Source organism: Gaiella sp. (assembly GCF_039915195.1).
GTDB lineage: Bacteria > Actinomycetota > Thermoleophilia > Gaiellales > Gaiellaceae > Gaiella.
The window spans coordinates 1-24,424 of record NZ_JBDSNT010000148.1 but is presented as its reverse complement, the minus strand read 5'-3'; the positions used below and the strand labels follow the sequence as shown (position 1 = coordinate 24,424).

Annotated in this window: 27 protein-coding genes; 22 read left to right on the top strand and 5 right to left on the bottom strand. The window is 67.4% G+C overall.

Annotated elements, in window-relative coordinates; all coding sequences use genetic code 11:
- Positions 1 to 421 (bottom strand): crosslink repair DNA glycosylase YcaQ family protein (locus ABIR74_RS13545; RefSeq protein WP_348179018.1); only part of this gene is annotated, 421 nt, incomplete at its 3' end.
- Positions 422 to 463: 42 nt separating this feature from the next.
- Between ABIR74_RS13545 and efp the strand changes: the two genes are divergently transcribed.
- From efp to ABIR74_RS13510, 7 genes are all read left to right on the top strand, one after another.
- The gene (gene efp / locus ABIR74_RS13540) at positions 464 to 1,030 is read left to right on the top strand and encodes an elongation factor P (RefSeq protein WP_348179016.1); all 567 of its coding nucleotides are present in this window, start codon (positions 464 to 466) and stop codon (positions 1,028 to 1,030) included.
- A 72-nt stretch (positions 1,031 to 1,102) separates the two neighbouring features.
- Entirely contained in the window at positions 1,103 to 2,905 is a 1,803-nt protein-coding gene (gene accB / locus ABIR74_RS13535) for an acetyl-CoA carboxylase biotin carboxyl carrier protein (RefSeq protein WP_348179014.1), read from the top strand.
- A 194-nt stretch (positions 2,906 to 3,099) separates the two neighbouring features.
- A complete protein-coding gene (locus tag ABIR74_RS13530; RefSeq protein WP_348179012.1) occupies positions 3,100 to 4,446 on the top strand; it encodes an acetyl-CoA carboxylase biotin carboxylase subunit in 1,347 nt (448 codons plus the stop codon).
- Positions 4,443 to 4,745 carry a hypothetical protein gene (locus ABIR74_RS13525; RefSeq protein WP_348179010.1) on the top strand — a complete coding sequence of 101 codons (303 nt, stop codon included), beginning with the start codon at positions 4,443 to 4,445 and terminating at the stop codon, positions 4,743 to 4,745. Before ABIR74_RS13530 ends, ABIR74_RS13525 begins: the two co-directional genes overlap by 4 nt.
- Positions 4,742 to 5,131, top strand: a complete 390-nt coding sequence (gene nusB, locus ABIR74_RS13520; protein ID WP_348179008.1) for a transcription antitermination factor NusB — start codon at positions 4,742 to 4,744, stop codon at positions 5,129 to 5,131. Before ABIR74_RS13525 ends, nusB begins: the two co-directional genes overlap by 4 nt.
- The gene (locus ABIR74_RS13515) at positions 5,128 to 5,325 is read left to right on the top strand and encodes a hypothetical protein (protein WP_348179006.1); all 198 of its coding nucleotides are present in this window, start codon (positions 5,128 to 5,130) and stop codon (positions 5,323 to 5,325) included. Before nusB ends, ABIR74_RS13515 begins: the two co-directional genes overlap by 4 nt.
- A complete protein-coding gene (locus ABIR74_RS13510) occupies positions 5,312 to 6,079 on the top strand; it encodes a polyprenyl synthetase family protein (protein WP_348179004.1) in 768 nt (255 codons plus the stop codon). The genes ABIR74_RS13515 and ABIR74_RS13510 overlap by 14 nt, the downstream gene beginning before the upstream one ends.
- 2 nt (positions 6,080 to 6,081) lie before the next feature.
- Here the strand turns inward: ABIR74_RS13510 and ABIR74_RS13505 are convergent, their stop codons facing one another.
- Positions 6,082 to 6,720 carry a methyltransferase domain-containing protein gene (locus tag ABIR74_RS13505; protein ID WP_348179002.1) on the bottom strand — a complete coding sequence of 213 codons (639 nt, stop codon included), beginning with the start codon at positions 6,718 to 6,720 and terminating at the stop codon, positions 6,082 to 6,084.
- Positions 6,721 to 6,759: 39 nt separating this feature from the next.
- Here ABIR74_RS13505 and ABIR74_RS13500 point away from each other — a divergent pair, with 39 nt between their 5' ends.
- The 11 genes from ABIR74_RS13500 (at position 6,760) to ald (ending at position 18,983) form a co-directional block, all read left to right on the top strand.
- Positions 6,760 to 7,524 (top strand): TlyA family RNA methyltransferase, encoded by a 765-nt coding sequence (locus ABIR74_RS13500; RefSeq protein ID WP_348179000.1) that lies wholly within the window; start codon positions 6,760 to 6,762, stop codon positions 7,522 to 7,524.
- Positions 7,487 to 8,326 (top strand): NAD(+)/NADH kinase, encoded by an 840-nt coding sequence (locus ABIR74_RS13495; RefSeq protein WP_348178998.1) that lies wholly within the window; start codon positions 7,487 to 7,489, stop codon positions 8,324 to 8,326. The genes ABIR74_RS13500 and ABIR74_RS13495 overlap by 38 nt, the downstream gene beginning before the upstream one ends.
- A 62-nt stretch (positions 8,327 to 8,388) precedes the next feature.
- Positions 8,389 to 10,029, top strand: a complete 1,641-nt coding sequence (locus tag ABIR74_RS13490) for an AAA family ATPase (protein ID WP_348178996.1) — start codon at positions 8,389 to 8,391, stop codon at positions 10,027 to 10,029.
- On the top strand, positions 10,026 to 11,150 hold the full coding sequence (gene steA / locus ABIR74_RS13485; RefSeq protein ID WP_348178994.1) for a putative cytokinetic ring protein SteA: 1,125 nt from the start codon (positions 10,026 to 10,028) through the stop codon (positions 11,148 to 11,150). The genes ABIR74_RS13490 and steA overlap by 4 nt, the downstream gene beginning before the upstream one ends.
- A gap of 48 nt (positions 11,151 to 11,198) precedes the next feature.
- Entirely contained in the window at positions 11,199 to 12,083 is an 885-nt protein-coding gene (locus ABIR74_RS13480) for a copper transporter (RefSeq protein ID WP_348178992.1), read from the top strand.
- Positions 12,080 to 13,300, top strand: coding sequence for a glycosyltransferase (locus ABIR74_RS13475; protein WP_348178990.1), 1,221 nt, complete (start codon positions 12,080 to 12,082; stop codon positions 13,298 to 13,300). Before ABIR74_RS13480 ends, ABIR74_RS13475 begins: the two co-directional genes overlap by 4 nt.
- Positions 13,297 to 14,943 (top strand): CTP synthase, encoded by a 1,647-nt coding sequence (locus ABIR74_RS13470; RefSeq protein WP_348178988.1) that lies wholly within the window; start codon positions 13,297 to 13,299, stop codon positions 14,941 to 14,943. Before ABIR74_RS13475 ends, ABIR74_RS13470 begins: the two co-directional genes overlap by 4 nt.
- Before the next feature lie 14 nt (positions 14,944 to 14,957).
- A complete protein-coding gene (locus ABIR74_RS13465) occupies positions 14,958 to 16,055 on the top strand; it encodes a M20/M25/M40 family metallo-hydrolase (RefSeq protein ID WP_348178986.1) in 1,098 nt (365 codons plus the stop codon).
- Position 16,056: 1 nt separating this feature from the next.
- Complete coding sequence (locus tag ABIR74_RS13460) at positions 16,057 to 17,043, top strand: DUF3866 family protein (protein WP_348178984.1); 987 nt, start codon at positions 16,057 to 16,059, stop codon at positions 17,041 to 17,043.
- Complete coding sequence (locus tag ABIR74_RS13455; RefSeq protein ID WP_348178982.1) at positions 17,043 to 17,849, top strand: aldo/keto reductase; 807 nt, start codon at positions 17,043 to 17,045, stop codon at positions 17,847 to 17,849. Before ABIR74_RS13460 ends, ABIR74_RS13455 begins: the two co-directional genes overlap by 1 nt.
- 24 nt (positions 17,850 to 17,873) lie before the next feature.
- Positions 17,874 to 18,983, top strand: coding sequence for an alanine dehydrogenase (gene ald, locus ABIR74_RS13450; protein ID WP_348178980.1), 1,110 nt, complete (start codon positions 17,874 to 17,876; stop codon positions 18,981 to 18,983).
- Positions 18,984 to 19,069: 86 nt separating this feature from the next.
- On the opposite strand, the gene ABIR74_RS13445 is transcribed toward ald, so the two are convergent.
- Positions 19,070 to 19,204 (bottom strand): hypothetical protein, encoded by a 135-nt coding sequence (locus ABIR74_RS13445; protein WP_348178978.1) that lies wholly within the window; start codon positions 19,202 to 19,204, stop codon positions 19,070 to 19,072.
- A 20-nt stretch (positions 19,205 to 19,224) separates the two neighbouring features.
- On the opposite strand from ABIR74_RS13445, the gene ABIR74_RS13440 reads away from it, so the two are divergent.
- The 3 genes from ABIR74_RS13440 to mutM all read left to right on the top strand — a co-directional run bounded on the left by ABIR74_RS13440 (position 19,225) and on the right by mutM (position 22,697).
- Positions 19,225 to 20,391 (top strand): phosphopentomutase, encoded by a 1,167-nt coding sequence (locus ABIR74_RS13440; protein ID WP_348178976.1) that lies wholly within the window; start codon positions 19,225 to 19,227, stop codon positions 20,389 to 20,391.
- An 88-nt stretch (positions 20,392 to 20,479) separates the two neighbouring features.
- Positions 20,480 to 21,778, top strand: coding sequence for a thymidine phosphorylase (locus ABIR74_RS13435; RefSeq protein WP_348178975.1), 1,299 nt, complete (start codon positions 20,480 to 20,482; stop codon positions 21,776 to 21,778).
- An 82-nt stretch (positions 21,779 to 21,860) separates the two neighbouring features.
- On the top strand, positions 21,861 to 22,697 hold the full coding sequence (gene mutM / locus ABIR74_RS13430; RefSeq protein WP_348178973.1) for a bifunctional DNA-formamidopyrimidine glycosylase/DNA-(apurinic or apyrimidinic site) lyase: 837 nt from the start codon (positions 21,861 to 21,863) through the stop codon (positions 22,695 to 22,697).
- Between the two features lie 118 nt (positions 22,698 to 22,815).
- Here mutM and ABIR74_RS13425 read toward each other — a convergent pair whose 3' ends face one another.
- Positions 22,816 to 23,070 carry a glutaredoxin domain-containing protein gene (locus ABIR74_RS13425; RefSeq protein WP_348178971.1) on the bottom strand — a complete coding sequence of 85 codons (255 nt, stop codon included), beginning with the start codon at positions 23,068 to 23,070 and terminating at the stop codon, positions 22,816 to 22,818.
- Positions 23,071 to 23,166: 96 nt separating this feature from the next.
- Here ABIR74_RS13425 and recO point away from each other — a divergent pair, with 96 nt between their 5' ends.
- Positions 23,167 to 23,907: a DNA repair protein RecO gene (gene recO / locus ABIR74_RS13420; RefSeq protein ID WP_348178969.1), complete on the top strand. Its 741-nt coding sequence runs from the start codon at positions 23,167 to 23,169 to the stop codon at positions 23,905 to 23,907.
- Between the two features lie 11 nt (positions 23,908 to 23,918).
- On the opposite strand, the gene ABIR74_RS13415 is transcribed toward recO, so the two are convergent.
- The coding region (locus ABIR74_RS13415; protein WP_348178967.1) for a hypothetical protein at positions 23,919 to 24,424 on the bottom strand (506 nt) is incomplete at its 5' end.

Here is a 24,424-nt window from a genome sequence, read left to right as displayed (position 1 = left end):
GCGACAGGAGCGGTCCGCGTTGCTCCAGTTCGCGGAGGACATAGCGACGGAACGAGCGATTCTCGGCGATGAAGTCGCGGCGCCATCGCTCGTGCGCGTAGCGCGAGGAGGTTCGCTCGCGCCGGATCAAGCCCCGAATGATCGGTAGGGACTCGATCGGCCAGACGAACGCGTTCCACTCGAAGAGCAGGCGCTCATCCCACAGCAGCCGATCGAGCTCTCCGCGATCGTGGTTCCCGAGCCGACTCCAGAGCACGAGCTGCTGTGGCGGAGCAACGGCCGCGATGGGATCGAGCTGGAGGAATCCGAGACGACGGACGGTCGCGAGCACGTCACTGGCCGAGCCGTCGAGGTACTGCGCGCGAACGGCGATCCGACGTGCCGATTCGACGTCGACCTCCACGGCGTTCGTTGTCATCATCGGCGCATTCAAGCAGCAGGTGCAGGTACCCTCCCGCGCGTCATGGCAGACATCGTCAGCACCAATCAGTTCAAGACGGGGATGCACATCGAACATCGCGGCTCGATGTGGAGGATCGTCGACTTCCAGCACGTCAAGCCCGGCAAGGGTGGCGCATTCGTGCGCACCAAGCTGAAGAATCTCGAGACGGGCGCCGTCATCGACGACACGTTCCGCGCCGGGGAGAAGTTCGCGCGCGTGCACACGGAGACGAAGAACGTGCAGTTCCTGTACGACGACGGCACCGACGCGCACTTCATGGACGAGCAGACCTACGAGCAGTTTGCGCTGCCGCGCGCCGAGGTCGAGATGGAGCTCACGTACATCCTGCCGTCGTCGATCGTGCAGATCCTCGCCGTCAACGGCAAGCCGACGGCGATCCAGCTTCCCTCGTCCGTCGAACTGTCGGTCGCGATGACCGAGCCGGGCGTGAAGGGCGACACGGTTTCGAACGTGACGAAGCCTGCCACTCTCGAGACAGGCGCCGTCGTCGCGGTGCCGCTCTTCGTCAACGTAGGCGATCGGATCAAGGTCGACCCGACCGAGGCTCGTTACATCTCGCGCGCGTAACGCGCTGCATGGATCGGCCGGCCAGCGAGCTGAAGCCTGCTTCCGAAGACCACGGTAAGGTCCACTTCCGAGATGCCACAGATCGTCGATACCACGATTCGCCTGCTCTCGCAGGAGCCCCTCGCGGGCAAGCTGCCGACCGGCGAGGTTCTGCGCATCGCCGAGATCCTCGACCAGGCCGGCTTCGGCTACCTGGAGGTCTCGGGTGGGGGAGTCTTCGACTCGGCTGTGCGCCGCGCCGTCGAGAGTCCCTGGGAGCGCATCCGCGCGATCGACGCGCGCACGACGACGCCGCTCGGGCTCGCGTTGCGCGGCCGGTTCCTCGTCGGCTCGAAGCCGGTGTCCGAGGACATCGTCAGGCGGTTCATCGCGTGCGCGGCGGACAACGGGATCGACATCTTTCGTCTCCACGACCCGCTCAACGACGTCTCCAACCTGGAGGAGGCCGGAGAGGCGATCGTGAGTGCCGGCAAGGAGTTCCATGTCGGACTCGTCTACAGCGCTGGCCGAACGGGCGAGATCGACGCACTCGTCGAGCGAGCGAAGCAGATTCCGGCTCTCGGCGCCGCGCGGGTGATCATCAACGACCCGACTGACGCACTGCTCCCACACCTCGTCGAGGAGCTCGTGGAGCGGATCGCCGAGGCCACCGGGCTTCCCGTCGGACTCTTCGTTCAGGGTGCGGCCGGCACGGGGCTACTGAACGCGGTGGTCGCAACGCGGGTCGGCGCCGACCTGATCGCGACCGCCGTCTATCCGCTGGCGCTGACGCTGCACCGCGTCTCCGGTGAGTCGCTCGTGGACGCACTTCATGGACTCGGACGGGACACGGGTGTCGAGACGGCGCACCTGTGGTCGGCAGCGGATCTGATCGACGAGCACATCGGCGACGAGCCGGTCGCGCCGGTCGCACCGAGGATCGCCGTACGTGCGGCGGAGTACGATCTGCCCGCCGGCCTCGTCGCTGCTCTCGACGTCCACCTCCGCGCCCATGCTGCAGGCGACAGGCTGCTCGACACGCTCGCCGAGGTCGCCCGGATTCGCGCCGAGTCGGGCTGGCCGCCACTCGCCGCGCCGATCGGCCAGATTCTTGCCTCGCAGGCGCTGCTCAATATCCTCTCAGCACGTCGCTACGGCACCGTCCTCGACGAGTTCCGGATGCTGATCGAAGGCAGCTACGGCACGACGCCGGCGCCTATCGAAGAGTCGGTCTCGCGCGTGATTGCCCTCGTCCAGGGAAGCGGCGCGCGGCTTGAAGAGGATCCGCCGAGCGCAGAGGACGTGCGCGAGGCGGCCGAAGGTCTCGCGGCGAGTGAGGAAGACCTCGTTCTGCTCGCCATGTTCGGCGACGAGGCGGAGATGCTGCTCCAGACGATCCGGCAGAGGCACTCACGAGAGTCGTCGCTTCTCGTCGGAGACGTTGACGCGACACGCGCCGAGCGAATCCGCGAGCTCGTCAAGATCGTGCAGGAGTCGGGCGTGGGGGAGATCGAGATCGAAGACGAGGGCATGCGTGTTTCGGTCCGCCGGGCAGACGAGGTCGCAGCGTCTGCCGCCCCGCTCGCCGCACTGCAGGAACCTCCTGCTGGGGAGGTGCAGCAGACTTCCGTCAAGGCGGGCGTCCGGGTCGATTCACCGATGGTCGGAGTCTTCTACCGCTCGTCGTCGCCCGGGACGCCCCCGTTCGTCGAGGTCGGAGACGTCGTCACCGTGGGCCAGACGCTCTGCCTGCTCGAGGCAATGAAGCTCTTCAACGAGTTCAAGTCCGAGCACGAGGGCCGCGTGAAGGCGATCCACGTCGAAAGCGGGCAGGCCGTCGAGTTCGGACAGATCCTCTTCGAGCTCGACCCGGTCGACACTCAGCCCATCGTTTAGAGGCTTGATGTGGATTGGCAGCACACCCGGATGTTGCTCTGCACACTGCGGATCGCGTCCGCCGAGGGCACAATCGAGGCAACCAGCACTGACGCGGCCCTCGCCGAAAGTGCTCGTTGCTGCGGAACCACCCGAGTCGCACTTCCAAACCACATCACCCCGCTCGTGAGCGACGGCTAGCGATGTTCTCTCGCGTGCTCGTCGCGAACCGAGGTGAAATCGCGGTACGGATCATCCGCGCACTCCACGAGCTGGGAGTGGAGGCCGTCGCCGTCTACTCGACGGCCGATCGCGATGCGCTCCACGTCCGGCTCGCTGACCAGGCCATCTGTATCGGACCGCCCTCTGCGACGGAGAGCTACCTCCGCATCCCGAACGTCATCGCCGCGGCCGAGACCACCGGCTGCGAGGCGGTGCATCCGGGTTATGGGTTCCTGTCCGAGAACCCGGCCTTCGTGCGAGCTTGCGTCGAGAGCGGCCTCATCTTCGTCGGGCCCTCAGCGGAAGTCATCGAGAAGACCGGCGACAAGGCCCGGGCCAAGGCCGAGATGCGCGCCGCGGGAGTGCCGCTCGTCCCCGGGACGGAGGGGGTGGCAACGCTCGCCGAGGTTCGGGTCGCGGCGGTCGAGCTCGGGTTCCCGGTCCTCCTCAAGGCGACCGCTGGCGGCGGCGGCAAGGGTATGCGCGTCGTCGACCGGCCAGAGGATCTCGAATCGGCCTACGGAGCTGCCAGCGCCGAGGCGGAGGCGGCCTTCGGTGACGGCTCGATGTACCTCGAGAAGGCGCTCGTCCCGGCGCGGCACGTCGAGATCCAGGTGCTCTGTGACGGTCACGGCGGGGTACTGACGCTCGGTGAGAGAGAGTGCTCGATTCAACGTCGCCACCAGAAGCTGATCGAGGAGTCGCCGTCCGCCGCGCTGACATCCGAGGCCCGCGAGACGATGGAAGCGTCGGTCGAGCGAGCCTGTCGGCAGCTCGGGTATCTCAACGCCGGAACGTTCGAGTTCCTCCTCGGGCCTGACGGCTCGCCATCGTTCATCGAGGTGAACTGCCGCCTCCAGGTCGAGCATCCGGTCACCGAGATGGTGACCGGGATCGACATCGTTCGAGAGCAGCTTCGGATCGCTGCGGGCGAGCGCCTGTCCGTGACAGGCCGTGCTCCTCGTGCCGGGCATGCGATCGAGATCAGGATCAACGCCGAGGACCCGCGGCGCGACTTCGCCCCGGCTCCCGGGCTCGTTTCGCGGTTCCGCCCGCCGCTCGGCCCGGGCGTGCGCGTCGACACTGCCGTCTTCGAGGGAGCCTCGATCCCCCCGTTTTACGACTCGATGATCGCGAAGGTGATCGTGCGCGACGACACACGCGACGCTGCGATTGCGAGGGCGATCCGCTCCCTCGAGGAATTCGAGATCGAAGGGATCCCGACCACGCGTGACCTCGCGATCGATATTCTTCGCTCACGCGAGTTCCGGGGAGGCGCCTACTCGACCAGCTACCTTGCCGAGATGGAAGGCCGCCTCCCGTCGATGGTGCCCGCGTGAGCCACGACGGGTTCGCCGTCCCAGGCCCTCTCGGTCGTGTGGAGCTCACGGGAGCCGCTCTCGCCTCCCTCGTCACGCGGGCAACGGAGGCAGTCGAGGGCGTTCGACTGCGCTCCCGTCGCCGCGTGAGCGTCGCCGTCGACCCGCGCGGCGTTCGCGTCGAGGTAGGCGTCCAGGCCGCAGGGGGCGTTCAGCTGGCGGGCCTGGGAGCGGCCGTTCAGCACTCGGTGGCCCGCGCGGTCATTGCTACCACGGGCCTCCCGGCGCAGGTCGACGTCACGTTCGAGGAGATCGCGTGACCGTCGCCAAGGTGGGACGGCGGCAATCGCGCCGGACGGCGCTCTTCCTTCTCTACCAGTGGGATCTCACAGGACAGCCGCTCGCGTCACTCTACGACGGAACACCCGACGACTTCGCTCTCGGTCTCGCAGAGGCAATCGCCGAGCGCGCCCCGGAGCTGGACGACCGGATCACCGCGGCGTCCGACGCGTGGGCGGCCGATCGGCTCGGTACGCTCGAGCGGAACATTCTGCGTATCGGGGTCTACGAACTGGAGGAGGGTACGGTGCCTGCCGAAGTGGCGATCAACGAAGCCGTCGTACTCGCGAAGCGCTATGCGACGGAGGATGCTGCCCGGCTCGTCAACGGGATCCTCGGCCGAATCATGCGCGAGGAGACGTCGTGAGCGCGAACGAGAGCCTTGGGCGAGCACAGGAGCTTGCAGAGCGGCTGCGAGCGAGACTCGACAGTCTCGAGCGACTCGCCGAGGCCGGTGACGTTGACGCCGCTGTCGACGATCTCGCGGAGATTGCCGAGCTGGCGAAGCAGATCGAGGCAGAGGTGCAGCGGGCCCGCGCGAGCGCCGATGCAGGCGCCTGACGCACTCGTCGACCTGACGGAGCAGTACCTGGATCGGCTCGAGCTGACGCCCGAGCTGGGCGCACAGCAGGAGTCGATGCGCTACGCCCTCGCAGGGGGAAAGCGCATTCGGGCGGTCATCTGCCTCGCCACGGCAGAGGCAGCCGGGGTCGCACCCGAGCGGGCCTTGCCCGCGGCGGGCGCGCTCGAGCTTGTTCACGCCTTCTCGCTCGTCCATGACGATCTCCCGGCGCTCGACAACGACGACGAGCGGCGTGGGCGGCCGAGTGCGCACATCGCTTTCGGCGAGGGTGTCGCGTTGCTTGCCGGGGACGCGCTGCTCGCCGAAGCGTTTCGGCTCGCCCTGACCTACCCGACAACGGCCCCCGCGCGGGAGCTCGCGGATGCGACGCTCGGCATGATCGGGGGCCAGTTCCTCGACATCACCGGTGGAGATACCGATCTGGCCCAGCTCCACCGACTCAAGACGGGGCGCCTCTTCGCGGCGTCGGTCGGTCTCGCGCTGTGGGTCGCCGATGTGCCCGAGGCCGAGCACGGGCCGTGGCGGGCCTTCGGTGAGGAGCTAGGGATGCTGTTCCAGGTCGTCGACGACGTCCTCGATGGTGACGGATACGCCGCCCGGCTCGGCGCCGACGTTGCGCGCCAGCTTGCGCGCGAGGCGGGAGGGCGCGCGAACGCCGCGCTCGAGAGGATCGAGGCCGACACCTCCGTGCTTCGCACGATCGTCGACAGCCTGGTCATCCGCACCGCCTAGCTCTAGCCGGCCGATCGCGACAGCCGCACCATCGAACCGGAGGGGAGCTCGTCGGTGGCCGTCAGCTCCAGTGACCAGCCGCTTCCCCGCGCGCGGTCGAAGAAAGCCTGCGCGTGCCGTCTCCCCGGGTCGGCGAAGAGGGCCACGCCGCCGGGAGCGACAGCGTCGTCGAGCAGGCGGAGCAGCGGCTCGGCATTCCGCTCCTCGTAGAGGACATCCGCTGCAAGAACGACGTGATATCGGTCGAGGTCGACGGGCGCCGCCCAGTCGAGCTCCTGCGCAGCGATCGAGAGGCCGTTGGCGTGCGCGTTGCGGCGGATGAGGTCGATACTCTCCGGGGCCCAGTCGGTTGCCGTGACTGCAGCTCCGGCCAGGGCAGCGGCAAGTGACGGGAGCGCGAGGCCGCAGCCCAGCTCGAGCACGTCATTTCCGCGAAGGTCGAGCCCTGCGACGAATCGCGCGAGCGCCAGCCCGCTCGGCCAGAGCTCCGCCCAGTAGGGCAGAAACTCGCGGTCGGCGAATCGCTCCTCGTCGATGAGTGACTCGACATCTGCCGGTCGGCGGATGATGAGCTCTGTGGTTCCGAGCACGATCTGCTCCTCGAGCTCGTTCAATGTGCCCTGCTCGCCCTTCCGCTCCATCCCGCAGGTGTACCACGCTGCTGCCTCTACTCTCCTTCTGTGAAGAAGAAGCGGCTCGATCTCCTCCTCGTAGAGCGTGGCCTCGCAGAGACCCGCAGCCAGGCGCAGGCACTCGTCATCGCCGGGCTCGTCTCCGGCTACGACAAGCCTGGTACGCAGCTCGACGAGTCCGTCGTGCTCGAGGTCGAGCGGCCGCCACGATTCGTCTCGCGGGGCGGCGAGAAGCTCGCGCACGCACTCGAGCTGCTCTCGCTCGATCCGCGGGACAGGGACTGCCTCGACGTGGGAGCCTCGACCGGAGGGTTCACGGACTGCCTGTTGCAGAGCGGCGCCGCGCGGGTGATCGCCCTCGACGTCGGCTATGGCCAGCTCCATCCCCGACTCAGGGGGGACGACCGGGTGACGGTGCTCGAGCGAATCAACGCTCGCAACGTGACGAGCTTGCCGTTCTCGCCCGAGGTGATCGTGTGCGACGTCTCGTTCATCTCGGTGAAGACCGCCCTACCGCCTCTGCTTCGCCTCGCTGCGCCGGGCTGGGAGGCTCTTGTTCTCGTGAAGCCACAGTTCGAAGCGGGCCGTGCAGATACGCCGAAGGGGGTAGTGCGCGACCTCGACGTCCGCCGGCGCGTTTTGCGCGACGTGTGCGGGGCTGCGCGTGATTGGGGCTCGCGCGTGCTCGGCGTCGTAGACTCCGGTCTCCCGGGCCCGAAGGGAAACCGGGAGTTCCTCGTCCACTTGATCGACAATCCGGAGCCGACCGATGCCGATGAACTCGAACGCTGGATCGACGATGCCGTCGGGTAGCCGCGTCAAGCGGGCCGCTGTGGTGCTGCACGGCCGCCCCGACGCGCTCGGCACCGGTCTCGCGCAGCTCGAGGCAGTTGCTGCACGGGAAGGGGTCGAGCTCCTCGTCGCGGGCGACGAGGCCGTCAGCTCAGGCGAGGTCGAACTGGCGATCGTCCTCGGAGGCGACGGGACGATGCTACGCGCACTGCATCGGTTCCTCGGCACGGGCATCCCGGTGATCGGCGTCAATTTCGGGCGGGTCGGCTTTCTGAGCGCGATTCCGAAGGGCGATCTCGAGGTGGGCGTTGAACGGGTCTTCCGCGGAGAGCTCGAGGTCGTCGAGTTGGCGACGCTCGAGGTCGAGATCGGAGGGGAACGCTTTGTCGCGGTCAACGATGCTGTCGTGACGAGCGGCGAACTCGGCCGCATGGTCGAGATCGAATGGTCTGTCGGAGGTGAGGACTTCGGTCGTGTTCCCTGCGACGGGCTGATCTGCGCGACTCCCTCGGGATCGACCGCCTACAACCTCTCGAACGGTGGCCCGGTGCTGATGTGGGGCCTCGACGCGATGGCGCTGACATTCGTCGCTCCACACGATCTGCGCGCGCGCCCGTTCGTCCTTCCCCGCGGTCACGACCTGGTCGTCTGGAACCGGACGGCCGCGGTCGATTGCGCCGTGCTCGTCGACGGCCATCGAATCGCAGACTGCGGGCCGGGGGGACAGGTCTCGATCGGCCTCGGGGCGGAGCGGTCATTGCTCGGCACGTTGCCCGACGCCACGTTCGTCCGCCGCTACCGCCAGAGCTTCGGGAGCTCGTAGCTCCGGTTCACGTCGAGTCGGGACACGTGTGTCGGCCGCGCGTCCGGTCTACCATCCCCGGGATGCTACGTCGCCTCAGGATCGAGAACCTCGTCCTCATTCGCGAGGCCGAGCTCGACCTGGGGAGTGGCCTGAACGTGCTCAGCGGAGAGACCGGCGCCGGAAAGACGATCTTTGCCCAGGCGATCGGGCTCCTTCTCGGCGTCAAGGGGGACATCGCCGCTGTTGGCCCTGCGGCGAAGGAGGCGTACGTCGAGGCCGAGTTCGACGTCGAGGAAGGGTTCTTCGACGACGCGGACCTGGAGGCATTTGCGGAGCTACGCCCGGAGGATGAACCGGGAGTGGTGCTTGCTCGCCGCGTGTTCGCAGACGGTCGTACGAGGGCCTACGCGTGGGGACGAGCGATCGCACGCGAGGATCTTGCCGCGGCGACGGAACGGCTGATCGCCATGTCGGGGCAGTTCGAGCAGCGACGGCTGGCACGGCCGGCCTACCAGCTCGAGGTTCTCGACGCGTTCGTCGGTGATGAGCAGGCCGCCCGACGACGCGACACCCGGGACGCGTGGCGTGCGCTGACCGCGGCACGCCGCCGCAACGACGAAATTGCGAGAGATGCGGGCGCGGAGGAGGCACGCGTGAATGCGCTGCGGGATCTCGTCGAGCGAACAGAGGGGTTCGAGCGAGGGGAGGAAGAGACGCTTCGGGCCGAACGCGAGCGGATGCGCCATGCAGCGGAGCTCGCCGCGGGTGCTGCTGCAGCGACAGCAGCAGTTGCGCCGGAGGATGGCGAGGGTGCGGTGTCACTCGCGGCTGCTGCAGAACGCGCGCTGGCACCGCTCGTCGACCTCGCGCCGGAGCTCGAGGGGCCAACCGCCGAGCTTCGTGACCTTGTCCACCGACTCAACGACGTCGGGGGCGATCTGCACCGATTCGTGGCCTCTCTGGAGGCAGATCCTGCCCGGGTCGAGTCGGTCGAGGAGCGACTCGACCTGATCGCGGAGGCGCGTCGCCGGTTTGATGCCCAGACGACGGATGCCTTGCTCGATCGACGCGACGCGGCGCTCGGCGAGCTCGATCAGGTCGACGCAGGTGTCGATCCGGTCGCGGCGGCCGCTGCCGCATTGGCTCTCACCGAGGAGGAGTTCAGCGCTCGGGCGGCGGCTCTCCATGACGCGCGGAGCGACGCAGTGGAAGCGTTCGCGGAGGCCGTGACCGAAAACCTCAGGGGCGTCGGAATGGGGGAGGGTGAGTTCAACGTCGAGCTTCGTCGCCGAGAGCCCGGCCCCATCGGGTTCGACGAGGCGGTCTTCCAGATCCGGCCGAACCCCGGCATGCCACTCGGTCCCGTCGCGGAAACCGCCTCGGGCGGAGAGCTCTCCCGTATCGCGCTTGCGCTCGCGGTCGTTGCCGGCGGAGAGACGCTCGTGTTCGACGAGATCGATGCGGGGATCGGCGGCGTCACCGCACATCGCGTTGCCGAGACGCTCTCCCGCCTCGCGACTCGCGCACAGGTGATCACGATAACCCACCTGCCCCAGATCGCGAGCGTCGCTACGACTCACTTCCGGGTCGAGAAAGTCGCGGGCGACCCGACCCATACGCGGATCGAAGCGCTCTCGCCGGAGGAGCGTCGCTCCGAGCTCGAACGCATGCTCGGAGGCGAGGAGTTCCTCGCCGGGATCGCATCGGAGCCCCGCTCGTGAGCGAGATCGTCGGCACGGCCCGGCTTGGAAAGCGCACGAAGGATCTCGTCAAGCGCCTGCGCCCCGGAGATCTCGCGATCATCGACCACGTCGATCTCGATCGTGTCTCGGCGGAGGAGCTCGTCGAATCCGGCGTGCGCGCGGTTGTCAACATCGCGCAGTCGAACTCTGGCCGGTTCCCGAATCCCGGCCCTCTCGAGCTCGTCCGCGGCGGCGTCTGCCTGGTCGACGTTCCGGGATCCGACCTCTTCGATCAGCTCTCGGACGGAGAGATGATCACGGTGCGCGGGGGCTCGCTCTGGCGCGACGGCACACGTCTTGCGGAGGGGATCGAGCTCACGGAGCGAGCGCTGGCCCTGGCTCTCACAGACCAGCAGGCGCGCGTGACCGATGCGCTCGAGGCGTTCGCAGACAACACGCTTCGGCACCTCCGAGACGAGGGCCGACTGCTCGCCGCCGGGATCGACTTTCCCCCGCTCGCGACGAAGTTTCGTGACCGGCACGCAGTCGTCGTGGCCCGTGGGCCTGGCTACAAGAGCGACTTGCGCATCGTGCGACCGTACATCCGGAACTTCAAGCCCGTGCTCGTTGCCGTCGATGGTGGTGCCGACGCGCTGCTCGAGATCGGACTTCGCCCCGATGTGATCGTCGGTGACTTCGACTCGGCGACCGACGCCGCGCTCGACTCGGGCGCTGAGCTGCTCGTCCACGCCTACGCGGACGGTCGCGCCCCGGGCTCCGAACGGCTGCGTAGCATGGGCCTGCCCTTTTCCACGGTCGCGGCTCCCGGAATCAGCGAGGACATCGCGCTCCTCCTCGCTCACGAACGTGGGGCGGAGCTGATCGTCGCGGTCGGAACCCACTTCAATCTGGTCGAGTTCCTCGAGCGGAATCGCGAGGGTATGGCCTCGACCTTCGTGACGCGACTGAAGGTCGGCGAGTCGCTCGTCGACGCGAAGGGCGTGTCGCGACTCGTTTCCCCGCGGATCGGGGTTTGGCCGCTCGTCACGTTCGCGGCGGCGGGCGTCGCCGCTATCGCTGTCGCCGTCCTCGCCTCGCCGGCGCTGCGGAACGTCATCGAGTCGCTCGCTCGTTCGATGGGGAACACGCTCGGCCTTTGATCGAAGAAGCTTTTCCGGAGTCGGCCTCGCGCGCCCTACACTGCCTTCGTGTTCGATCTCCGCTACCACGTTGCCTCGCTGACGGCGGTCTTCGTCGCTCTTGTGATCGGCATCCTCGTGGGCGTCGGGCTCTCGGGTAAAGGGTTCGTCAACGACGCCGAGCGAGACAACCTCACGAACCAGATCTCTGCGCTCCAGCAGCAGGTCGCCTCGGCTCAGGGATCGCTCGATGCGGCCTCGCGCGTCGAGGATGCGCTTCGGCGATTCTCTGATGAGGCGTACCCGGCGGTTGTCCCTGGGCGATTGGATGGCAGGCGCGTCGCAGTGTTGTTCGTCGGCCCTGTCGACGCCGGCACGGCCTTGACGGTTCGAAAGGCTGTCGTCGACGCGGGAGGCGCCGTCGTCCGCACACGGTCGATCCGCGTGCCACTCGATACACAGCGCGTGCAGGACATCCTCAAGCGCCAGCCGTCGTTCCGGCCGCTGCAGGGCCTCGCGCAGCTCGGGGACGTCGGTGGAGTGCTGGCCGGAGAGCTCGCGAGGGGCGAGGCAACGCCACTGTGGGATGCGCTCGACGAGACGATCGTGCTCGAGCGGAAGGGGCTTTCGGCACCCCCGGTCGACGCCGTCGTCGTCGTTCGAACGGCCGAGCCGCAGAGAGGGCCGACCAAGACGTTCCTTGCCGGCGTCTACACCGGTCTTGCTCGCACGGGCGCTCCCGCTGTCGGGGTTGATTCCTCCGGGGACGGCGCGACCGCGATTCCTGCCTTTGCTCTGGCGGGGCTCTCGACGGTCGACTCGGTCGACACGTCGGCCGGGCGTCTCGCGCTCGTGCTCGTGCTCGGCGGAGGGGCGCCGGGCAACTACGGCGTCAAGGAATTCGCTACGGACGGGATCCTGCCGCCCATCATCGCCCAGCCGACGCAGGGGTGAGTGGCCGTCTCACCATCCTCGTCGCCGCCCGCGACGAGGAGGAGCGCATCGGAGCGACTGTTGATTCGCTTCGCTCCCGGCTCCCGGACGCAGACGTCGTGATCGCAGACGATGGCTCGCACGACCGAACGGTCGCCGTCGCCGAGAAGGCAGGAGCCCGTGTTGTAGTGCTCGAACGTCGAGGGAAGGGCCAGGCGTTGACGCTGGCGGAACGGGAGCTCGGCCCGGGGCCGTTGCTGCTCTGTGACGCCGATCTCGTCGGGGACGTCGGCGCTCTCACGGCGACCGAAGCGGATCTCGCGATCGCGGTCTTCAGAACCCGTGACGGGGGAGGGCTCGGTCTCGCCAAGCGCGCTGCACGGTCACTGATCGCGGCCCGCTCAGGGTTCGCGCCGCGCGAGCCGCTGTCCGGCCAGCGCTTCCTGTCGCAGCGTGCTCGCGACACCGTCTTTCCCGTGGCGATGGGTTTCGGTGTGGAGACGCGAATGACGATCGACGCCGTTCGGGCCGGGCTCGTGGTCGAGGAGGTCGAGCTCGATCTCGAGCATCGTGCCACGGGGCGAACCGTTCGTGGATACACCCATCGCGGCCGCCAACTTGCCGAGCTCGTTCTCGCATGCGGACCGCAGGCCGTCAACTACCGCGGCTTGCGTCTGCCCCTCGTCGGCTCTCTTGTCGGGCTCGCAGTGCCATCCGTGTTGCCCGTGGCCGCTATCGGCCTTGCCGACGATCTCTGGAGTGGACCGGAGCGAGGGTTCCGTGCCCACCTCGGATCGGGTGCGACGACGGGCACGCTCAAGCTTGTCGGGATCCCACTCTTCGCTCTCGCACGGACGCGGTCGGTGTCCGGAGCGATCCTCGTCGGCCTCGCAGCCAACACCGTCAATCAGCTCGACACACGCCCCGGGCGGGCGCTGAAGGCGTTTGCAATCGGCTCGCTCGTGATCGGTGGAACACCGAGGCGGGCGGCTTTTTCGGCCGTCCTGCTCGCCCCCTACGATCTGAGGGAGATGGCGATGCTGGGGGATGCGGGCTCGAATGCTCTTGGAGCCGTGCTAGGTTTCTCTTCCGTGGAGAAGCTCACGGGATGGAGACGGTGGGGTGCGATCGGAGCGCTCTCTCTCCTGACCGTCATCGGCGAGCGCCGATCCCTCGGCGCCACGATCGAGGCGACGCCCGTGTTGCGCGAGCTCGATCGTCTGGGGAGGTTCGGTTGAGCGAGCCTCAGACCAAGTTCGTCTTCGTCACCGGTGGCGTCGTTTCGGCTCTGGGTAAGGGAATCGTCGCTGCGTCGCTCGGGCGGTTGTTGAAGTCGCGCGGCCTTCGCGTGCAGGCGCAGAAGTTCGACCCGTACCTCAACGTCGATCCCGGAACGATGAGCCCGTTCCAACACGGCGAGGTCTTCGTCACCGAGGATGGTGCAGAGACCGACCTCGATCTCGGCCACTATGAGCGGTTCATCGACGAGAACCTGTCGCGGAACTCGAGCCACAGCGCGGGTGCGGTGTGGGAGACGGTTCTACGCAAGGAGCGCAAGGGCGACTTCCTCGGCGCGACCGTTCAGGTGATCCCACACATCACGAACGAGATCAAGGCTCGGATCAGGCGCGGCGCCAGCGCCCAGCCCACAGACGTCGTGATCTCCGAGATCGGTGGAACCGTGGGCGACATCGAATCGTTGCCCTTCCTCGAGGCGATCCGGCAGTTCCGACGCGAGGTCGGGCCCGAGAACGTCCTCTACCTCCATGTCACCCTGGTGCCCTTCATCGAGGCCGCAGGTGAGCTGAAGACGAAGCCAACGCAGCACTCGGTCAACGAGCTCCGTCGGATCGGTATCCACCCGGACATCGTCGTCTGCCGGTCACACGAGGTGCTCTCGGACGACATCCGCGAGAAGATCGCGCTCTTTGCCGACGTCGACGAGCGAGCGGTGATCGGCTCACCCGACGTGCCGGACGTCTACCTGATCCCCGAGCTTCTCCAGCACGAGGGTCTCGACGAGCTCGTCTGCAAGCGACTCGGTCTCGATGCGCCGCCGGCCGTGCTCGGCGAGTGGAAGGATTTGACCGATCTCATCGAGGAGCGGCGCGAGCATGTCGAGATTGCACTCGTCGGCAAGTACGTGAAGTTGCACGACGCGTACCTCTCCGTCCACGAGGCGCTCAAGCACGCAGGGATGCACCAGGGAGCGAAGGTGCGGGTTCGGTGGTTCGACTCCGAGAACATGACCTACGAGGAGGCGGTCGAGGAGCTCGAGACGGTCGACGGCGTGCTCGTTCCGGGCGGCTTCGGCTCACGTGGTTGGGAGGGGAAGATTCTCGCCTGTCGCGTCGCGCGCGAGCAGCGGATCCCGTATCTCGGCATCTGTCTCGGTATGCATGTCGCCGTCTCCGAGTTCGCCCGACACGTCGCCGGACTCGAGGGCGCCAACTCGACGGAGATGGACCCCGAGACTCCCTATGCGGTGATCGACCTGCTGCCCGAGCAGAAGGAGATCGAGGACCTCGGGGGCACGATGCGCCTCGGCGCGCAGGCCGTCGAGCTCGCGGACGGCACACGAACCCGCGAGATCTACGGCGAGGGGACCGTCAACGAGCGCCACCGTCACCGCTACGAGGTCAACAATCAATTCCGCGATCAGCTCGTCGCTAGCGGCCTCGTCATCTCGGGCACGTTCCAGGAGGGACGGCTCGTCGAGATCGTCGAGCTCCCCGAGCACCCCTGGTTCGTCGCCAGCCAGTTCCACCCGGAGTTCAAGTCGCGCCCGACTCGACCGGCACCTCTCTTCACCGGGTTTGTCGGCGCCGCGCTCGAGCGCGCACGCACTCGTGTCGACGTTACCGCCGAGGCCGTCCGCTGAGCGACGTCACTCGGTTGTTCCTCGAGCTCGCTGCGATTCCGAGCCCGCCCGGGGAGGAGCGTTCGGTCGCCGATCGCGTCATCGCGGAGCTCGAGGCGATGGGGCTCGCGTGGGACGAGGACGACTCCGGTCTGTCGATCGGCTCGACAATGGGCAACATCCTCTGTCGCGTGCCGGGCGGCGCCGGGGAGGGGACACCGATCTTCCTCTGCGCGCACCTCGACACCGTTCCACCCGACGGCCCGCTCGAGCCCGTGATCGAAGATGGAGTGATCCGAAACGCGGGCGGCACGATTCTGGGCGCGGACGACAAAGCGGCGGTCGCCGTCATGCTCGAAGCCGTGCGGCGCATCGTCGTCGAGCGCCGACCGCACGCAGGCATCGAACTGCTCTTCACTCCCAAGGAGGAGGTCGGGCTCGTGGGCGCCTTCGCCTTCGATCACAACCGCCTCGAGGCGCGCACCGGGTACGTCTACGATCAGGCAGCGCCGATCGGTGAGATCATTCTCGGGGCGCCGTCCCAGAACGCGATCCGAGCACGGTTCCACGGGCGCGCCTCGCACTCGGGTATGGCACCGGAGGACGGCCGCTCCGCGATCTTCGCGGCGTCGCGGGCGGTCGCAGACATGCGGCTCGGTCGCACCGACCACCAGTCGAGCGCCAACGTCGGCGTGATCTCGGGTGGTACCGCGCGGAACATCGTCCCCGAGTGGTGCACGATCGACGCCGAGGCACGGTCGCGCGATCCCGGGACCCTGGCCGTTCTGACGCAGGAGATGCTCGACGCGATTGGATTTGCCGCAAGCACGTCGGACTGCACGGCCGAGACGGAGGTCGAGCAGACGTATCGAGGCTACGCATTCGCGGAGGACGAACCGGCGGTCGCCCTTGCTGCCGAAGGGCTGCGACGCGCCGGGTATGAGCCGGCGACAGCGTTCTCGGGAGGCGCCGCGGACGCAAACGTCTTCAACGAGCGCGGTCTTCGGTGCGTGAATCTCGGGAACGGGATGATCGACATTCATACGCCCGACGAGCGCATCGCTGTGGCAGACCTCGAGGCAATGGTCGACGTGACACTCGCGATCGTCGACGCGGCAAGGGAATCCTGGTGAGATGGCGCTGACGCTCCGCTGGGGAACGGTGACGGCCGTCACACAGAGACTCGACGAGCTGATCCGTTGCACCGTCGACGGCAAGGAATGCATCGCGTATCCGCGCCAGACGGGGCACGTCGAGGTCGGCGACACGGTGCTCGTGAACACGCAGGCGCTGGATCTCGAGCTTGGCTCCGGCGGGTTCGACGTGCTCTACGCGAACATGACGAGAGGCCTCGGACTGCAGCCGCCGTCCTCGGCCCACGTGATGGCGTTGCCGTACACGCCCGGCCAGTCGGCGGCGGCGTGCGTCGAGGAGAGCGATGGCCTCGCCGACGACCTCGGCGGCATGCCTGTCGTCTGCTGCGGCCTTCATAGCCAGGTTCCACCGGTCGTTGCCGGCATCGGGGTAGGGATCCGGGTCGCCTACGCGCAGCTTGCGGGCGGAGCGCTACCGGTCGCCTTCTCCGACACGATCCGCACGCTGAAGACCCGACGGTTGATCGAGACCGCTATCGCCGTCTCGCCGTGTCTCGATGGCGACGTGCAAGCGTTGACCGTCGCATCGGCGCTGACATGGGCGAAGGCGCGAGGATTCGACATCGTCGTCTGCGGAATCGGCCCCGGGATCGCGGGCACTGGGTCGGTCTTCGGGCACGGCGGACTTGCCGTTGCGGAGGCTGGAAACGCGGCCGCCGCTCTGGGCGGTAGGGCCGTCGTCGCGGTCCGGTACTCCGGCGCGGATTCTCGCGCCCGGCATCGCGGCGTCTCACACCACACGCTCTCGGCTCTCCGCCTCACGCTCGGGCAGCCCGACGTGCCGTGGCCGAGCGACCTCGGTCACGACGGGGCCCTCGGCGACGTGGTCGAGATCGACGTGAAGGGATGGCAGGACGCGTGCACGGGCCTGCCTCTGAAGCACATGGGACGCGGGCCGGCGGAGGATCCGTGGTTCTTTGCTTCGGCCTTCGCCGCGGGCCGTCACGCGCGAGCGCTCCTCGGATGATGGAGGAGCGGCGTCTCGGGCCCGTGGTCGGCCTCGGCACCTACGAGACCTTTCTCGACGACGTGCCACTTGCGAACGAGGTTGTCGGCGCTGCGATCGGCGCCGGCACGACCGTATTCGATTCGTCCCCGATGTACGGGTCGGCCGAGGAGTCGCTTGGTGCGGCGCTGAAGGAGCGGCGTGATGCGGCCATCGTGGCGACGAAGATCTGGGCGGAGTCCGTCGAGGAGGGGCGGCGCCAGTACGACGCGCAGCTCGCCTTCTTCGGGCGCGTCGATCTACAGCAGGTTCACAATCTCGTAGCCTGGCGAGAGCAGGTGCAGTGGATCGAGGAGGAGCGAGACGCAGGCAGGATCGACCGGGTCGGCGTCACCCACCACGACGCAGGAGGTGTCGTGGAGTTCGAGGAGGCGATGCGGAGCGGCAGGTTCGACTGCGTCCAGATCCCACTCAACCCACTCGAGCGGGAGTGTGAGGCGCGCATTCTGCCCCTTGCGGAGGAGCTCGGCCTGGCCGTAATCGTGATGCGGCCGCTCGGGGGCGCCCGTGACAGAAGGCTGAGGCCCGGGCCGCCGGTGGAAGCGCTCGCGCCTCTTCGTTCGTTCGGCGTCGAGACGTGGGCACAGGCGCTCCTGAAGTGGTGTCTCGCCGATCCTCGGGTCGATCTGGTGATCCCCGCCACCTCGAGACCGGACCGGGCGCGTGAGAATGCAGCGGCGGGCTACGGGCCGCCGTTCGGTCCCGACGAACGTCAGCTCGTCGAGAAGCTCGCGGGCGCCCAGGGATCGGTTTCACCCGGGCGCTGACGGGTCCGGTATCGTCCCGCCGCGATGAGGATCGGGGTTGCCAGGGAGGTCAAGAAGCGGGAGTACCGTGTCGCACTGACGCCTGCGGGAGCGCTCGAGCTCGTGCGGCGCGGTCACGAGGTCCTGATCGAACAGGGAGCTGGCGAAGGATCGGGGTTCGCGGACGCCGCCTACCAGGCGGTCGGCGCCCGGATCGAATCCGTGGAGCACGTTTGGGCCGGGGCAGACCTGCTGCTCAAGGTCAAGGAGCCGATCGCAGAGGAGTACGGCCGTCTCCGGGAAGGCCTGACGCTCTTCACGTATCTCCACATCGCGGCAGATGAGCCCCTGACCCGCGCCCTCGTCGACTCCGGGATCACGGCCATCGCCTACGAGACCGTCGAGAGGGCCGATCGGCAACTGCCGTTGCTTGCCCCGATGAGTGAGGTCGCGGGACGCCTCGCGCCGCAGATGGGGGCCTGGTCGCTCGAGAAGGCACACGGCGGCCGCGGGATCCTCCTCGGCGGAGTGCCAGGCGTTCCGCCCGCCAGGGTCGTCATCCTCGGTGGCGGCGTCGTTGGTCTCAACGCGGCGATCATCGCGCTCGGCATGCAGGCTGACGTGTGGGTACTCGATAGGTCGGTCGAGCGCATGCGGGATCTCGAGATCGCCCTCGACGGACGCGTCACGCTCGCGATGTCGAACCGCCTCCAGATCGAGGAAGTGATCGCCGACGCCGACATGGTGATTGGCGCCGTGCTCGTCCCGGGTGCGATCGCCCCGAAGCTCGTGACCCGCGAGATGCTCGGGTTGATGCGGCCAGGTTCGGTGCTCGTCGACGTCGCGATCGATCAGGGCGGTTGCTTCGAAACGTCCCACGCGACAACACACGACGATCCCGTGTTCGAGGTCGACGGCATCGTTCACTACTGCGTCGCGAACATGCCGGGCGCAGTCCCGGTGACCTCGACGAAGGCGCTGACGAACGTGACCCTGCCGTACGTCGAGGTGCTCGCAGATCGTGGCGTGGCGGGTGCGATCGAGGCTGACCCGACACTCGCGAAGGGCGTGAACGTCGTATCCGGCAAGATCACGTACGAGGCTGTCGCGCAGGCACATGGCCTCGAGTACTTCCCCCTGGCCGACGCGCTCTAGTCAGGCGTGGCGCCACGTGCGTCGCATCGCCATGACGTCGATTCCTGCGGCGAGCCACGAGGAGCGGCTGGTGAGGCGGACGTCCGTCAGGTCTTGTCGGGCTGACGCTTCGCCGTCTTCATCGGCGAGATCCTCACCACGAGGTACGTGACCCCGGCGGAGAGGGACAGGATCGCGCAGACGTAGAACACGAGCTCCAGCAGTCCGAGAACAGTTCGCATGTGGTGCGTAGACTACCGGCATGCCGCGAGCGTGCGTGATTGTGCTCGATGCCGTTGGTGCAGGTGAGTTGCCGGATGCTGCCGAGTGGGGAGATGTGGGCTCGGACACGCTCGGAAACGTCGCTCGCGCCGTCGGTGGTCTCGACCTGCCCAATCTCGAGGCGCTCGGGCTCGGCAACGTGGAGCCGCTCGAAGGCTGCCCCCCGCAGCCTGGAGCCCCCGCTGTGGCCGGCAGGTTGCTCGAGCGCTCGAAGGGGAAGGATACGACGGCCGGTCACTGGGAGCTGATGGGAGTGGTCACGGCGGTCGCGTTTCCGACGTATCCGTACGGCTTCCCGGACGACGTGATCGATCCGTTCATGAATCGTACGGCGCGCGGGGTGCTCTGCAACAAGCCTGCCTCCGGAACCGAGGTGATCCTCGAGTACGGGGAGCAGCATCAGAAGACCGGGAAGTGGATCGTCTACACCTCCGCTGACTCCGTGTTCCAGATCGCGGCCCACGAGGAGACGATTCCGCTCGAGGAACTGTACGACGCCTGTCGCGCGGCGCGCGAGATTCTCACCGGGAAGCACGCTGTCGGTCGGGTCATCGCTCGTCCGTTCACCGGAACGCCCGGGAAGTACGAGCGCACGACGAACCGCCATGATTTCTCGCTCGAGCCGCGGCGTCCGAACTACCTCAGCGCAATCCGCGATGCCGGGCATACGACGTATGGCGTCGGGAAGATCTCCGACATCTTCGCCGGGTGCGACATCGACGAGTCGTTCCCGACCAAGTCGAACGTCGACGGCATCAACCGCACGATCGAATTGCTCGAGTCGATCGACGACGGCTTCGTGTTCACGAATCTTGTCGAGACCGATCAGCTCTGGGGCCATCGCAATGATCCCGTGAACTTCCATCGCTGCCTGCAGGACTTCGACAGGCGCCTTCCCGACATTCTGGAAACGCTCAGGGACGGCGACCTGCTCCTTATCACGTCCGACCACGGGTGCGATCCGACGACGCCCTCGAGCGATCACTCGCGCGAGCACGCGATGCTGCTTGCCTACGCGGCAGGACGAAACGCCGCGGGGCGGATCCACGCAGGCGAGTTCGGCGATGTCGGCGCGACGGTCTGCGCCTGGCTCGGCGCGAAGCACCCGGGAAAGGGTGCTCCGGGAACGCCGATCATCGAACCGTGACGGGGGCGCGATTGACGGCTTTCATCACGAAGCGAATGCGAACGGCACCTTCTGCGGCGCACCAGGGCCCTCTGTTAGAACGAAATCCGTGATTCATCCTGTAGACCTCATCGAGCGGAAGCGCAACGGCGAAGAGCTTCCCGCCGACGAGCTTGCGGAGTTTGTCCTCGCGTACGCGCGTGACGAGGTGCCCGAGTACCAGATGGCTGCCTGGTGCATGGCCGTCTATTTCAAGGGCCTGACGCCGGCCGAGACGCTTGCTCTCACCGATGCGATGGTACGGTCGGGTGAGACGGTCGCTCTCGGGGCTGCCATCGGGCGCAAGGTCGTCGACAAGCATTCGACCGGCGGCGTGGGCGACAAGACGTCGATTGCGGTCGGACCGATCGTTGCGGCCTGCGGAGTTCCGCTCGGGAAGATGAGCGGCAGAGGACTCGGACACACCGGTGGAACGCTCGACAAGCTCGAGTCGATTCCAGGTTTTCGAGTCGAGCTGACGACCGAGGAGATGATTGCACAGCTCCGCGATGTCGGAGTGGCGATCGTCGGCCAGAGCGCCAACCTCGTTCCTGCCGACAAGAAGCTCTACGCCCTCCGCGATGTTACGGCGACCGTTGACATCGTGCCCCTGATCGCATCATCGATCATGTCCAAGAAGCTCGCCGCAGGGGGTGACGCCGTCGTGCTCGATATCAAGGTTGGGGATGGCGCCTGGATGAAGACTCTGGAAGATGCGCGGGTGCTTGCACACGAGATGCTCGACCTCGGCCTCCGAGCCGGCATGGAGGTCACGTGCCTCCTCACCGATATGGATCAGCCTCTCGGGCGGGCTATCGGTAACGCACTCGAAATTCGGGAGGCGATCGATACGGTTCGCGGCGCGGGGCCGGACGACTTCACGGAGCTTGTACTCGATGCCTCCGCGCGCCTGCTCGCGTACTCCGACCTGGGGATCGACGTCGACGAGGGACGCCGCCGCGCCGAAACTGCTGTCGCCGATGGATCCGCGTACGCGACCTACGAGCGGTGGATCCGGGCTCAGGGAGGCGACCCTGACCCGCACGCGCTGCCCGAGGCGCCCGTGCGGCTGGCTGTCACGGCCCCAAGGGACGGTGTCGTCGCACGCCTCGGCGCTCTTGCCGTGGGCGTTGCCGTACTCGAACTTGGAGCCGGGCGCTGGACAACGACGGACACGATCGACCTTGCCGTGGGCGCCGTCTGCTTCGCAAAGCGCGGGGACACCGTGCTCGCAGGCGACGATCTCGCCGAGGTGCACGCGCGGGACGAGGCGTCCGCCCAGGTCGCGGTAGACGCGATCCTCGCGGCCTACACGATCGCCGACGCGGCGCCTGCAGCCCGTGGGATCGTTCTCGAAGTCATTTCCTGAGCCAGGCACCGTGGGCGGCCGACCTGGCTCCATGCTTCGAGCCTCTCCGGGGACGAGCAACGCTCGCGCCTAGACTGAACACGTGCCCGAGCTTCCCGAGGTCGAGACGGTGCGTCGGGCGATCTCACCGATCCTCGCGGGGGCATGCCTCGAGGAGGTGGAGATCCGCGATGCGCGTCTCGTACGGCCGTTCGACCCAGCCATTGTCGCTGCAGCACTCGTCGGGGAGCGCGTGACGGACGTCGGTCGTCGTGGCAAGTACTTGATTGTGGGGTTCGACTCGGATCGATCGTTGCTCGTGCACCTCCGGATGACGGGATCATTGCGGTACGCGGGACGAGGGGCGCTGGCCGACGACCCCCACACACGTGCTGTTCTCAGATTAGACAATGGGTCGGACGTCGCCTATCGCGACGTCCGGCGCTTTGGTACCTGGGAGATCTTCGAGGCCGGCGACCTCGATCCATATCTCGCGGCGCGCCTCGGTCCGGAGCCGCTCGGGTCACTCTCCGCCGCTCAGCTGGGCGGGCGACTCGAAGGGCGACGCGCCCCGCTCAAGGCGGCTCTCCTCGATCAGCGGACGATCGCAGGCCTCGGGAACATCTACGTCGACGAGACGCTCTGGATCTGCTGCCTGCATCCCCTCCGCGTCGCGGGCAGCCTGGACGACATGGAACTCGGCCGGTTGCATCGGGCGATCCGCAGCGTTCTCCGTAAGGGGATCGAACGCCAGGGATCGACGCTCCGCGACTACGCCCAACCCGACGGAAGCTACGGCTCGATGCAGGACGAGTTCCGAGCGTACGGCCGTGGGGGAGAGCCGTGCGCTCGCTGCGGGGTGCCGCTCGTTCGTATCGTGGTCGGCGGGCGGACGACGACCTACTGTCCGGACTGCCAGACCCTGCCTCGATCAGCCTGACCACTGTTCGATGAACGCGTCGGGACGCCTCGATCTGATGAAGCGATCGTCGGACTCATCCTCTATGGATCAAACAGCAGCAGCCGGGGTCGTCACTCGCCCCGCCGCGGGAGCTGACCTATGCCGCGAACCGCTCGGCGAGCGCGCCAGAGCGATTGAGCGCGGCGAGTTCGTCGTAGCCGCCAATCGGCTCGCCGTCGATCACGACGAGCGGCACCGTCCACTGGTGGCCGAGTTCGAATACACGCTTGCGAAACCCCGGATCGTCGTCGAGTGGGATCTCGTCGTACCCTAGGTCAAGGCTGTTGAGCAACGCCTTCGCGCGGATGCAGTAGCCGCACCACGTGGTCGTATAGAGGACGATTTCGGGCACCAGCGAGCATAAACGCCTGCATCTACCCTGATATTCCCGCCGCGATCCCGAGGCGGCCCTGTCCGCTCCGGCCACGGCCACTCGTACACTGAGGCCATGGCTCGATCGACCACTGGCGAGGCCGTCGTCCTCCGCTCCTTCCGCCTGGGCGAGGCCGACCGCATCTTGCATCTCTATACGCAGGATCAGGGACGGGTCGGTGCCGTGGCGAAGGGTGTCCGCAAGACGAAGTCACGCTTCGGCGCGCGCCTCGAGCCGTTCTCCCATGTGGAGCTCGTGCTGCATCAGGGTCGCGGCGACCTCGACACGGTTACCGGCGCCTCGCTTGTCCGCTCGCACGACCGCATTCGCTCCGAGTCGTACAGGCTCGAGGTCGGGATGATCGGGCTCGAGGCGATGTTGAAGCTCTTCACCGAGCAGGAGGCGAACGAGAAGGCGTTCATGGCCTTGACGCGGTTTCTCGATGCACTCGACGAGGCGCCGTTGCAGCGTGGATCGCGCGCGGCGCTCGATCCGGTCGTGCTCTCGTTTCAGCTCAAGCTGCTCTGGGTCTCCGGCTACATGCCTCACCTGGAGACGTGCGTTGAATGCGGCGCGGCCGAGCCGCTCGTCGCGTTCCTTCCAGCCGCGGGCGGCGGCGCGTGTGGCGGCTGCGATCCGGGTGGCATCGCCATCTCGCCCGAAGGTGTGCACGGGATGCGCCTCCTCCTTCACTCACCCATAGCCGCTGCGACGACCGCCGGTCTCGGCGAGCGTGCGCAACGCGATGCGCACGCGGTCGTGACGGCGTCGTACGAGCACCACGGCGGCTTCCGCCTCAAGACCGTCTCAGCCTGACAGGCGAGACGCTAGAAGCGCTCGAGCACGCTCTGAAGTGCGCCGTCGGCCACGAGCTGCTCGGTGAGCTCGTTGCGGCCAGGCCGCACTTCGCGCTGCATGACGCCGTCCTCGTCGAGCCGGTACTGACCGACCCAGTCGAGCCGTGGCGAGTAGACGTGCACGCTGACTGCCGGCAGGCCGTCACCGTGGGTGACACGGTGGATGTATCCGGGCCCGCCCCTGCGTGTATCGCCTTGCTGCAACGCCCGTGACTGGTGGGACGCTCCGTAGACCATCAAGTCCTCCTGCACACACCCACGTGCGACGCAGAGACCGACACCCGAGATGTAGTGATCGTGGAACCCTGTGCCCTGCCCGGGCATCCACGAGAGAATCCAGGCATCCATCCGTTCATCCTCGTAAACGAGCTCGTAGCATCGATGCTCGACGTCGTCGTGAACGAGTGGCTCCCAGATGTCGGGTCGGCCGGCGAGACCCCGAGCGACGCCTTCGAGCTCTAGCGGCGTCAGCAGCC

What these genes read in the sequence shown, in the direction of transcription:
- ABIR74_RS13440 (WP_348178976.1), top strand. Translation starts at nt 19,225, where the DNA reads ATGCCGCGAGCGTGCGTGATTGTGCTCGATGCCGTTGGTGCAGGTGAG.
- recO (WP_348178969.1), top strand. Translation starts at nt 23,167, where the DNA reads ATGGCTCGATCGACCACTGGCGAGGCCGTCGTCCTCCGCTCCTTCCGC.
- efp (WP_348179016.1), top strand. Translation starts at nt 464, where the DNA reads ATGGCAGACATCGTCAGCACCAATCAGTTCAAGACGGGGATGCACATC.
- ald (WP_348178980.1), top strand. Translation starts at nt 17,874, where the DNA reads ATGAGGATCGGGGTTGCCAGGGAGGTCAAGAAGCGGGAGTACCGTGTC.
- ABIR74_RS13460 (WP_348178984.1), top strand. Translation starts at nt 16,057, where the DNA reads ATGGCGCTGACGCTCCGCTGGGGAACGGTGACGGCCGTCACACAGAGA.
- ABIR74_RS13445 (WP_348178978.1), bottom strand. Translation starts at nt 19,204, where the DNA reads ATGCGAACTGTTCTCGGACTGCTGGAGCTCGTGTTCTACGTCTGCGCG.
- ABIR74_RS13490 (WP_348178996.1), top strand. Translation starts at nt 8,389, where the DNA reads ATGCTACGTCGCCTCAGGATCGAGAACCTCGTCCTCATTCGCGAGGCC.
- ABIR74_RS13495 (WP_348178998.1), top strand. Translation starts at nt 7,487, where the DNA reads ATGAACTCGAACGCTGGATCGACGATGCCGTCGGGTAGCCGCGTCAAG.
- accB (WP_348179014.1), top strand. Translation starts at nt 1,103, where the DNA reads ATGCCACAGATCGTCGATACCACGATTCGCCTGCTCTCGCAGGAGCCC.
- ABIR74_RS13455 (WP_348178982.1), top strand. Translation starts at nt 17,043, where the DNA reads ATGGAGGAGCGGCGTCTCGGGCCCGTGGTCGGCCTCGGCACCTACGAG.
- ABIR74_RS13505 (WP_348179002.1), bottom strand. Translation starts at nt 6,720, where the DNA reads ATGGAGCGGAAGGGCGAGCAGGGCACATTGAACGAGCTCGAGGAGCAG.
- ABIR74_RS13510 (WP_348179004.1), top strand. Translation starts at nt 5,312, where the DNA reads ATGCAGGCGCCTGACGCACTCGTCGACCTGACGGAGCAGTACCTGGAT.